We start from the raw sequence: 10,630 nt of genomic DNA, 5'->3' as shown, positions 1-10,630 counted from the left end.
CGTAAATTAAACCCGTGGTGGCTGTAAAATAGAAACTTTGAAGTCTTTTTCAACACCTTTGTGATGTATTAATAGGTGTCTTGGAATATTGTTTGTTATTAAAACGTAACTCGTTTTAGCAGTATTTGTTACGTGTATATGGCAGCAGTGACATTGACAAAAAGGAGAACACATATCCGAAACATCATTGTGTTCATGGTCTAAATCAGCATGTTGAGATATTTCTGTTTTTATATCATCAACAAGCACACTGTCTTCGCATGGTGCAAAGTTAAGTGCTAGTATATAAGTAGATAATATAAAGGCTAATATTCTCATTAGTACAAATATAACGCTTTTTAGGTTTCGTATCTACATATGTTAGGCTGTAGATGTTAAAATTATATTAATGTTACTATTACAAAATCCATAACCTTGTTAGAGACCGTACATATAACAAACCCAAAACTTAACAACAATTATGAAAAAAACAGTAATTGCCTTACTAACCGTAGTATCAATCACATCATGTGTTTCTAAAAAGAAATATGTTGCTTTACAGCAAGAAAATGGTGAAATAAAAAGTGAACTTACCAAAACACGTGTTGCCAAAGAAGATTTAGAGGCAAAATTTGATGAAATTCAATCACGAATAGATACCTACAATTCTAAAATAAACTCGCTTACAGAAGAGAATAATGCTAAAATAGTAACTGTTGGAGATGATATTGTAATCTCTAATGATGTTAGAGAATCAATGAATGCTACATTAAAACATGTAGATCCTAATGAGTTACAAATGGCTAAAAGCTTAAAAGATTCGATGAATTTAGCTGTTGCTCATAACTTACGTAAATCTATCAATACAACAGATTTAAATGAAGATGAAGATATCGCGATTAATATTGACGAAACAGTAGTAATGATTTCTATCTCTGACAAAATGTTATTTAACACAGCTAGTTACCGTGTAAGCAACAAGGCTAATGATATTTTACAAAAATTAGCTGATGTCATAAACTCTGAACCTAGTATAGAAGTTATGGTAGAAGGTCATACTGACTCTAGAAGTATTCACAATACAAAAGTATCAGATAACTGGGATTTAAGCGTACTTCGTGCTACATCTGTAGTTAGAAAACTACAAGATGATTATAACGTAGCTCCAGAAAAATTAATTGCATCTGGTAGAAGTTTTTATCAACCTATCGCTGAAAATGATACTAAAGAAAATAGAGCTAAAAACAGAAGAACAAGAATTGTAATTCTCCCTAATATTAATAAGTTTTTTGCCTTAATGGCATCAAATGAGTAAGCTGTATCAAAATAATGATACTTTAAAAAGACTGCTTTTGGGCAGTCTTTTTTTTATGTGTTACTTTGTTATGTATGACGCAAAAAAGTTCTAAAATACAGCAACAATATCAAGGCTATTTACAAACACCATTACTTTGGGATGAAAACCCTTTATTTGAGTTGTATCAATTAATACTACCAGAAATACCTACAACAATATTTTGTAGAAACTTACCTGAAAATTTACGATTGGGAAAACGTGTTGAACATTTTGTCTTTAATGAATTATCACAATATAATTCTATAAAGTTACTTACTGAAAACATACAAATACAAGATGATAATAGAACTATAGGAGAATTAGATTTACTTGCTTTAAATCATGAAAATCCAATACATGTAGAGATTGTATATAAATTTTACATTTATGACGATACTGTAGGAAATTCTTATTTAGAACACTGGATTGGCCCGAATAGAAAAGATAGTTTGGTTGAGAAATTAACCAAATTACGCGATAAACAGTTACCGTTATTATACAGAAAAGAAACTCGAACAGCATTAAATCATTTACAATTACATGTAAATAATACAAAACAGTACGTGTATTTTAAAGCACAACTTTTTTTGCCTTTAGGAACACAAGAAGTAACAGAAACACTTATAAATAAAGATTGTATTGTTGGTTATTATATAAAAACCAAACAGTTAGAACAATTTCATCATTGTAAATTTTACATTCTAAATAAAGCAGATTGGTTAATAAAACCACATACAAATGTAAGTTGGATGTCTTATTCAGCGTGTTTTACCTTGTTGCAAGCAGCACAAAATAATCAACTATCAGAATGTTGCTGGATAAAACACCCTAATGGCGTTATTGATAAATGTTTTGTTGTTTGGTGGTAATTTTAACTTTAAACCTATTCAGCAGGTCTGCCATGAATTACTTCAAAAACTTCATCAAAATTATTACGCAAATACGCACGTAATTTTTTACGATAGTCTTCTTTTAGCCACTCAACAAAATTAAAAGTACTTTTACTGATGCATTTTGTATAGCGTTGAATACGATAATCTATATCATCGCCTAATTTTTTAGAAAGATCTAGTGCATCATAAACATCTTCACTGTTTTCTATACATATTTTTGCATGATGCTCTATAGAACGCTCTAAAACTACTTTTGAAGACTCACCACTTCTTACGGCATCAATGTAAGTTTTCTTTACATCAAAGTAGACATTTTCAGAATTTGAAAATTCCTCTCGTAAATCAGCAGGCATTTCATATTTAAAAGTCTCTTCTATTTCATCATCTGATAAAATACCATCTAAATAAAAATTAGGAGATCTAAAAATACGATGCCAATCTAAAACAGCTCCCCAAGGGCCAAAACGGTGAAAGTTATTTCCTAAATCAATTACAGTAAAAGAATCTTTGTCTTTAAGAATACGCGAACCACGTCCTATCATTTGGTAGTAAAGCGTTAGAGATTTTGTAGCTCTGTTTAGTATGATAGACTCAACAGTTGGCTCATCAAATCCTGTGGTTAAAATACTTACAGATGTTAAAATAGCATCTGGTGTTTCTTTAAACCATTTTAAGATGGCTTTACGTTCTTTTTTAGTGTTTGTATTATCAAGATGCGCAACAGGATATCCTGCAGCTCTAAAAGTATCATACACATGCAAAGATGTATTAATACCATTATTGAAAATTAATGTTTTCTTTCCTTTAGAGCGCTCTTCATAAGCTTGAACTAACTTTGAAAGCATGTCGTTATTGGTATATAAATCTTCTGAAGATTTTACCGTATAATCACCATTTGCTCCAACAACTAATGACGTTAATCCTACATTGTATGAATAGATTTCAGCTTTTGCTAAAAACTTATTGTTGATTAACGATTCTATACTCTCACCTACTATAAGCTCATCATAATTGTCTTTCATAGGCAATTTGATATTCGAACTTAATGGTGTTGCAGTTACACCAAGTATAAAAGCGTTTTCAAAAAACTTAAAAAGCTTGGTGAATGAGTTGTAATGCGCCTCATCTATAATTACTAAACCAATATCAGAAATATCTAGTTTATCTTCATTAAGACGATTGTTTAGAGTCTCAACCATAGCAACAAAACAGCTGTATTGCGCTTGATCATCAAGGTTTGCTTTACTGTTAACAACCTTGTTTTCAACACCAAACTCGGTAAGCATACTAGAGGTTTGACGACATAATTCTATACGATGCGTCATTACCAATACCTTTTTTTTATGAAGCTTTAAGTATTGGCGTACAATTTCAGAGAAAATAACGGTTTTACCACCTCCTGTTGGTAATTGATATAATAAATGGTAATCTTCAGGAGCCTCCTCAAAACTTTTAAAAATTTTATTAATAGCGCCCTTTTGATAGCTATATAACTCCTTACCTACTTTCCTGTCTTCTAATTCTAATAATGAAATTGTACTACTCATAATTTTTTTGCGATGTGCAAAAATAAGATGTTTCTTGAGTTTTTAAAGACTATTTTTAAATAAATTGAATTGTTTTTTTTTAACAATGGTCGTTTAAAACTTAATTTTGAAACTTTAACAACATCTATTATTTTATAGTGCTATTTCAAACGATATCATTAAAGCATATGTCGTTAATAACTCCTTGTAAATACATCGCCTTGTTTTTAGTAAAAATGTTATTTTGCAAGCCAAAATCAAATTAAATAAGTGAAAGTCTGTATTGCCGAAAAACCAAGTGTAGCAAGAGAAATTGCTCAAGTATTAGGTGCCAAAACCAAACGTGATGGCTACTTTGAAGGTAATGGCTATGCAGTAACTTACACGTTTGGTCATTTATGCACACTAAAAGAACCAAACGATTATAAACCCTATTGGAAAAGTTGGGATTTAAACAACTTACCCATGTTACCAGACAAGTTTGAAACCAAAGTATCAAACGATTCTGGTATTAAAAAACAATTTAAAATTGTAAAATCCTTATTTGATAAAGCAGACGTTGTAATAAATTGCGGTGATGCCGGTCAAGAAGGAGAATTAATTCAACGTTGGGTTTTAGATCAAGCCAATTACAAAGGCGAAGTCAAACGGTTATGGATATCGTCTCTTACCACAGAAGCCATAAAAGAAGGTTTTGAAAAACTAGAAGCTAGTACAAAATACGATAACTTATACTATGCTGGGTTTTCTAGAGCAATTGGCGATTGGCTTTTAGGAATGAACGCTACACGTTTATACACCGTAAAATATGGTGGTTATAAGCAGGTTTTGTCTATTGGTCGTGTGCAAACACCAACGCTAGCCATGGTTGTTAACCGTTGGAAAGAGATAGAAAACTTTAAACCACAACCCTATTGGGAACTACAAACGCTTTATCGTGATACATTATTTAGCTACGAAGAAGGACGTTTTCTTAAAATGGAAGACGGCGAAAAATTAGCTAATATTGTTAAAGAACACGATTTTGAAATTGTAAGCATTACTAAAAAGAAAGGAAATGAATTTGCACCTAAACTGTTTGATTTAACAGGTCTGCAGGTGTATTGCAATACAAAATTTGGCTTTTCAGCAGATGAAACTTTAAAAATAGTTCAAAAGTTATATGAAATGAAAGTGGTAACCTATCCGCGTGTAGATACCACATTTCTTCCAAATGATATTTATCCTAAAGTACCAGGGATTTTGAAAAACTTGACTAATTACAGTCAATTAATTCAGCCGCTTTTAGGTCAAAAAATTAAAAAATCTAAAAAGGTTTTCGATGATTCTAAAGTAACCGATCACCATGCAATAATTCCAACAGGTGTTCAAACCAATTTGCAGTACAATCAGCAACAAGTTTACGATATTATTACCAAACGTTTTATAGCGGTGTTTTATCCAGAATGTAAAGTGTCTAACACGACTGTAATTGGGAAAGCTGAAACTGTAAATTTTAAAACTACAGGAAAAGAAATTCTTGAAAAAGGTTGGCGTGTTGTTTTTGAAACAAATGACAAACCAACCAAAGAAACCGGTATTTTACCCACGTTTGAAAAAGGAGAAAAAGGACCACATGAGCCTACTTTTTTAGAGAAAGAAACCAAGCCACCAAAACAATATACTGAAGCATCATTATTACGTGCAATGGAAACCGCAGGTAAACAAGTAGATGATGACGAGTTACGTGATTTAATGAAAGAAAATGGTATTGGACGACCTTCAACTAGAGCCAATATTATTGAAACCTTATTTAGGCGCAAATACATAAAACGTAACAAAAAGCAAGTGTTGCCAACAGTTACCGGTATTCAATTGATTGATTTAATTCAAAATGAATTATTAAAATCTGCAGAACTAACAGGACTTTGGGAAAAACAACTTAAAGACATTGAAAAAGGCGAATATAGTGCTGTAGCTTTCATTAATAACATGAAAAAAATGGTAGACCAATTGGTTTATGAGGTACGTACAGAAAAGGTTCAAGCTAAATTAAGTTATACCAACAACAAAGCAGGTAACACAGCAAAAGCCAAAACTAAAACTTCAAAAAAAGGTATTGTAGGTAAAACATGTCCAAAATGTAAAAAAGGACAATTATTAAAAGGTAAATCGGCTTACGGTTGCACATTATATGGAAAAGATTGTGATTTTGTTTTACCTTTCGAATATGCTTCAAAAAAAATATCAGAAAATCAATACAAACGCTTATTAGATAAAGGCTCTACTGTAAACCTAAAAGGGTTTAAAGTTAATGAGGCTTCTATTGAAGGCTTACTTCGTTTTGATGATAACTTTAAACTAAAGTTGGAACCTAAAAAAACAATTCCAGCAAAGCAAAAATCGGACACTTCTGATGAGAATAGCTGCCCTAAATGTAAAAAAGGTACCATAATAAAAGGAAAAACGGCTTATGGTTGTAGTGCCTATAAAGATGGTTGCGATTTCAGGTTTAGCTACGACGATATAAGAAAAAAAGCCAACGGACAAGAACTAACTAAAGCATTGGTTTTAAAAATACTTCAAGACTATGCCTCTTCATAAGCATTATAAAATATATAAGCCTTATGGGTATTTAAGTCAGTTTGTAAACAACCAAAACAAGCGAAAAAACAAGAAGTTACTAGGTGAATTATATGATTTTCCAGATGGCATTATGGCCATAGGAAGACTAGACGAGCCTTCTGAAGGACTACTTTTACTTACTACTGATGGCAAAATAAGTGATTACATTAGGAGCTCAAAAGTAGAAAAAGAGTATTATGTTATGGTTGATGGATTAATTACTAATGACGCTATAACCAAGTTAGGACTTGGTGTAGAAATTAGTGTTAACGGTAAACCTTACAAAACAAAACCTTGTCCTGTTGAAAAATTAGAAAACCACCCTAATGTACCAGAGCGTTTTGTTAGAGACGAACGTCATGGACCAACATCATGGATTAAAATTGTTTTGAGAGAAGGTAAATTTAGGCAGGTTAGAAAAATGACAGCTGCCGCAGGATTTCCCACCTTACGCCTTGTTCGTGTTAGAATTGGAGATTTTATATTAGGCTCAATGAAGTCCGGTGACGTTATTGAGATAAAATTTTAGAATGTTATTTATTCTTTAACAACGATTAAAGTAGCCTTTACTCCTGTTAATAGATTCCATCGTCCAGAAGCGATTACTTTTCCTTCTTCATCTAAAATCTGTAACTCTGCAGTATTCGGACTTGATTCGCCCTCGTTTAAAGCTAAAAAATCGATTTTATTAAAACCAGGAACTAAATCTAATTTAAAACCGCTAAAACCTGGTTTTAACAACTCACTTGGTCTTACAACATCATCATTAACAAATACGCGAACACGATCACCATCAAAAGCACCAAAGTCACGATAAACCACATTTACTTTTGAAGCCTTTGTTTTATAATCACCAAGATATTGATCTACTTCACTGCCATAAAGTTTGTAGCCACCTTCTTCTTCAACACCTTCTAAATGCTTGGTTACTTTCTTTTCATACAATTCTCCTGGGTTGCCAAAGTCTTCACCAAACATAGAAAAGCCTTCGCTTTCAGTATTGAGAGGTTTACGTTTAGGAACTGAAAGTCCATTGAAGTCGTCTTTTTTAGGTGTGTTTGTCTTTATTGAAAACGAATTATTAGTATTTACATCTTCACTTTGTATTGCTGGGATTGAAGTTGATTCTTGTCCATTATCAATTTGAGCAGTTACTGATATGGCACTTAAAATGGTAAATATTAATAATAATTGTTTCATAGAATGAATTATGTTCTTATGAGGTTTGACAAAAATCGTACCTAAAAATTTAATCACCAATTTTTTATTAAAATTTTAATGGACTCACCTACTTTAAAAGATTATTGTGTTTCTTTTGAAATGTTAAAATATGTTAAATATGTATTATGTTATGCATAGTACTGTAACAAATATAAAAATTGATCGTCTATTAGGTATAACATCAATCATTAAAAATCAAAATTATGAGAACTTTAAACAACAATCAATTATCAAGTACTTTACAAACAACTAAAAGTCATACTTGGAACAGCAAACGTCGTTATCGTTAATTATTAAAAAAAAAAAAATCAATCAATCAAAAAACACACATCATGAAAGCCGTTATTAAATTATCTAGAGATTCATTTGGAAAACTAAAACAAGTCAAGTTTAATAAACTATTGACGCCTAATAGCGATTCTCAAGAAGTGTTATGGACAGGAATAAAACGATACGCACATTAGAATTTATTTGAATTAGTCATTCATAAAAGCCAACATATGTTGGCTTTTTTTATTCATTAATAATTTTTAAAGTATCAACTGGAACCTGGTATTGAATAAACACTTTTTTGCGACCCCAATTTTTTGCTGCTTTTACATCTAGTCCCATATAAATATCTATGCGTTTTTTCCAGCGCCAATGCATTTTATCTTTCACTTGATAGATATCATCAAAGCCTTCAATACAAACACTTGTGTTATGATGAAGCCCAAGCGCTAATAAATCTCTAGAAACAGCAATGTATTTCATTCCAGGAATCAAACTATCACCAAAAGCTGTGATATGCGGATTTGTATTGGTTTGATTTGTTAAAGAATTATATGCCGTAGCTGTAACTTCAAGCGTTTTCCACTCATGAGTTTTTTTAATATCAACATCATCATGAGTGGTTACTTTTTTACAAGCATTAAGCATAATTAGGATAATAGCTAAAAAACAAATTTGTTGCTTCTTCATAGTAACTGAAAAATACAACAAATTTCTTTTAGTAGTTCAATAGTTCTTGTAAAGCTGATTCAAACTTACTTTTAGCTAAATATTGCTCTTCTAATTGGTTTATAAACGGAATAGGTGTCTCCATACTAGCAACACGCTTTACAGGCGCATCAAGATGTTCAAAACAATGCTCCATAATTAAAGCTGAAATATCTGATGCTATTCCACCAAACATAGAGTCTTCTTGTAATATTATAGCCCTACCTGTCTTTTTTACAGAGTTGTAAATAGCATCTGTATCAAGTGGTTGTAAGGATCTTAAATCAATAAGATCTGCTTGAATATTCGGGTTGTTTTCTAATGTTTCTAAAGCCCAATGCACTCCTGCTCCATAAGTGATAATAGTGACATCAGTACCTTCTTTTAGAAGCGCTGCCTCACCTAACGGAATACTATAATAGTTTGTTGGCACTTTTTGACGAATGCTTCTGTATAATGCTTTATGCTCAAAAAACAATACCGGATTAGGATCATTAATTGCTGTAATAAGTAAACCTTTTGCATCTTTAGGAAATGCAGGATAAACAACTTTTAATCCTGGTGTTTTTGTAAACCAAGCTTCATTAGTTTGAGAATGAAATGGTCCAGCAGCAACACCAGCACCACAAGGCATTCTTACAACAACATCTGCATTTTGACTCCAACGATAATGAGATTTTGCTAAATAATTCACTATAGGATTAAATCCAGAGCTAACAAAATCTGCAAATTGCATTTCTACAACACTTTTTAATCCAGCAATAGACAAGCCCATTCCGGCTTCAACAATCGCTGACTCACAAATAGGTGTATTACGCACACGATCTTTACCAAACTGCTCAACAAATCCTTCAGTGATTTTAAAAACGCCACCATATTCGGCAATATCTTGTCCCATGATAACTAAATCATCATGCTGTTCCATAGATTGTTTTAAACCTTCAGAAATAGCATCTATAAAACGAAGTTCTTGTGTGTTTTTTAATTCATCAAAATGCTGATAATCAAAATCTTTATAAACATCAATTAATTCGTTTGTTTCAATAGGGTGTATTTTCTCTTCACCATTTGCTGCATCAAGAGCAGCATCTATTTCAGCCTTTATTTCCGCATGAAAAGCTTCATCTTGCTCGTCTGTTAAAAGGCTTTCAGATTTTAAATAACTTCTGTAGTTTTCAATAGGATCTTTGGCTGCCCATTCATCCATTAATTCTTGAGGAACATATTTTGTACCACTAGCCTCTTCATGACCACGCATTCTAAACGTTTTAAACTCTAATAAAACAGGACGTGGATTCTTTCTGATACTTTCTGCTAGCGCATTAACCTTACTAAAAACCTCTATAATATTATTTCCATCTATGATATGAGATTCCATACCATAACCTAATCCTCGGTCTGCTATGTTTTTACAATAGTATTGCTCATTCGTAGGTGTTGATAAGCCATACCCATTATTCTCTACACAAAACATAACTGGTAACTGCCACACAGAAGCAACATTAAGTGCTTCGTGAAAATCACCTTCACTAGTTCCGCCTTCTCCAGTAAACACAGCAGTAACCTGGTTTTTATTTTTTAGCTTACTAGCTAAAGCAATACCATCAGCTACGCCTAATTGTGGACCAAGATGTGAAATCATGCCTACAATATTGTATTCTTGTGTACCAAAATGAAATGATCTATCTCTTCCTTTTGTAAAGCCACTTGCTTTTCCTTGCCATTGACAAAACAATCTAAAAAGCGGAATTTCTCTAGTAGTAAATACACCTAAATTACGATGCATAGGTAAAATATATTCACTTGATTGAAGTGCCATTGTAACACCAACAGATATAGCCTCTTGGCCAATTCCTGAAAACCATTTAGAAATTTTTCCTTGACGTAATAAAATGAGCATCTTCTCCTCTATTAGTCTTGGTTTTAGCATGTTTTTATATAGTTGACGCATTGTGGTTTCGTCTTGGTCTTTTATTTTATAGTCCATAGGGTTTGTTATAGCTACAGTTGTGCTCATAAATATAGTTTGTCAAATATATTAAAATGTCATTTAGAATTAAGAGAAGTTATACGTTAAAATTGTAATCAAAACT

General features: G+C 32.1%; 10 protein-coding genes. 5 read left to right on the top strand and 5 right to left on the bottom strand.

Features of this window, described 5'->3' with window-relative positions; all coding sequences use genetic code 11:
* Window positions 1-6: 6 nt before the first annotated feature.
* Window positions 7-318, bottom strand: coding sequence for a DUF6660 family protein (locus tag ACN5J3_RS06895; RefSeq protein WP_418511242.1), 312 nt, complete (start codon window positions 316-318; stop codon window positions 7-9).
* Between the two features lie 142 nt (window positions 319-460).
* On the opposite strand from ACN5J3_RS06895, the gene ACN5J3_RS06890 reads away from it, so the two are divergent.
* Window positions 461-1,294, top strand: a complete 834-nt coding sequence (locus ACN5J3_RS06890) for an OmpA/MotB family protein (protein ID WP_418509898.1) — start codon at window positions 461-463, stop codon at window positions 1,292-1,294.
* Window positions 1,295-1,368: 74 nt separating this feature from the next.
* On the top strand, window positions 1,369-2,184 hold the full coding sequence (locus ACN5J3_RS06885; RefSeq protein WP_418511241.1) for a DUF1853 family protein: 816 nt from the start codon (window positions 1,369-1,371) through the stop codon (window positions 2,182-2,184).
* A 14-nt stretch (window positions 2,185-2,198) separates the two neighbouring features.
* On the opposite strand, the gene ACN5J3_RS06880 is transcribed toward ACN5J3_RS06885, so the two are convergent.
* The gene (locus ACN5J3_RS06880) at window positions 2,199-3,755 is read right to left on the bottom strand and encodes a DEAD/DEAH box helicase (protein ID WP_417290958.1); all 1,557 of its coding nucleotides are present in this window, start codon (window positions 3,753-3,755) and stop codon (window positions 2,199-2,201) included.
* Between the two features lie 249 nt (window positions 3,756-4,004).
* Between ACN5J3_RS06880 and ACN5J3_RS06875 the strand changes: the two genes are divergently transcribed.
* A complete protein-coding gene (locus ACN5J3_RS06875) occupies window positions 4,005-6,317 on the top strand; it encodes a DNA topoisomerase 3 (protein WP_418511240.1) in 2,313 nt (770 codons plus the stop codon).
* Complete coding sequence (locus tag ACN5J3_RS06870) at window positions 6,304-6,867, top strand: pseudouridine synthase (RefSeq protein ID WP_417290960.1); 564 nt, start codon at window positions 6,304-6,306, stop codon at window positions 6,865-6,867. The genes ACN5J3_RS06875 and ACN5J3_RS06870 overlap by 14 nt, the downstream gene beginning before the upstream one ends.
* Before the next feature lie 8 nt (window positions 6,868-6,875).
* Here the strand turns inward: ACN5J3_RS06870 and ACN5J3_RS06865 are convergent, their stop codons facing one another.
* Window positions 6,876-7,538, bottom strand: a complete 663-nt coding sequence (locus tag ACN5J3_RS06865; RefSeq protein WP_418511238.1) for a hypothetical protein — start codon at window positions 7,536-7,538, stop codon at window positions 6,876-6,878.
* 353 nt (window positions 7,539-7,891) lie between these two features.
* On the opposite strand from ACN5J3_RS06865, the gene ACN5J3_RS06860 reads away from it, so the two are divergent.
* Window positions 7,892-8,023, top strand: a complete 132-nt coding sequence (locus ACN5J3_RS06860; RefSeq protein ID WP_344730524.1) for a hypothetical protein — start codon at window positions 7,892-7,894, stop codon at window positions 8,021-8,023.
* A gap of 49 nt (window positions 8,024-8,072) precedes the next feature.
* Here ACN5J3_RS06860 and ACN5J3_RS06855 read toward each other — a convergent pair whose 3' ends face one another.
* Together ACN5J3_RS06855 and ACN5J3_RS06850 are read right to left on the bottom strand one after the other, a co-directional pair.
* Window positions 8,073-8,519 carry a 3D domain-containing protein gene (locus ACN5J3_RS06855; RefSeq protein WP_418511237.1) on the bottom strand — a complete coding sequence of 149 codons (447 nt, stop codon included), beginning with the start codon at window positions 8,517-8,519 and terminating at the stop codon, window positions 8,073-8,075.
* 28 nt (window positions 8,520-8,547) lie between these two features.
* Complete coding sequence (locus tag ACN5J3_RS06850) at window positions 8,548-10,524, bottom strand: alpha-ketoacid dehydrogenase subunit alpha/beta (RefSeq protein ID WP_418511312.1); 1,977 nt, start codon at window positions 10,522-10,524, stop codon at window positions 8,548-8,550.
* Window positions 10,525-10,630 lie beyond the last annotated feature (106 nt).

The organism is Corallibacter sp. (genome assembly GCF_048381695.1).
Lineage (GTDB): Bacteria > Bacteroidota > Bacteroidia > Flavobacteriales > Flavobacteriaceae > Corallibacter > Corallibacter vietnamensis.
This window is presented reverse-complemented; position numbering and strand designations above follow the sequence as displayed.

Coding starts and splice junctions, on each gene's coding strand:
- ACN5J3_RS06895 (WP_418511242.1), bottom strand. CDS start 318: ATGAGAATATTAGCCTTTATATTATCTACTTATATACTAGCACTTAAC.
- ACN5J3_RS06890 (WP_418509898.1), top strand. CDS start 461: ATGAAAAAAACAGTAATTGCCTTACTAACCGTAGTATCAATCACATCA.
- ACN5J3_RS06885 (WP_418511241.1), top strand. CDS start 1,369: ATGACGCAAAAAAGTTCTAAAATACAGCAACAATATCAAGGCTATTTA.
- ACN5J3_RS06880 (WP_417290958.1), bottom strand. CDS start 3,755: ATGAGTAGTACAATTTCATTATTAGAATTAGAAGACAGGAAAGTAGGT.
- ACN5J3_RS06870 (WP_417290960.1), top strand. CDS start 6,304: ATGCCTCTTCATAAGCATTATAAAATATATAAGCCTTATGGGTATTTA.
- ACN5J3_RS06865 (WP_418511238.1), bottom strand. CDS start 7,538: ATGAAACAATTATTATTAATATTTACCATTTTAAGTGCCATATCAGTA.
- ACN5J3_RS06860 (WP_344730524.1), top strand. CDS start 7,892: ATGAAAGCCGTTATTAAATTATCTAGAGATTCATTTGGAAAACTAAAA.
- ACN5J3_RS06855 (WP_418511237.1), bottom strand. CDS start 8,519: ATGAAGAAGCAACAAATTTGTTTTTTAGCTATTATCCTAATTATGCTT.
- ACN5J3_RS06850 (WP_418511312.1), bottom strand. CDS start 10,524: ATGGACTATAAAATAAAAGACCAAGACGAAACCACAATGCGTCAACTA.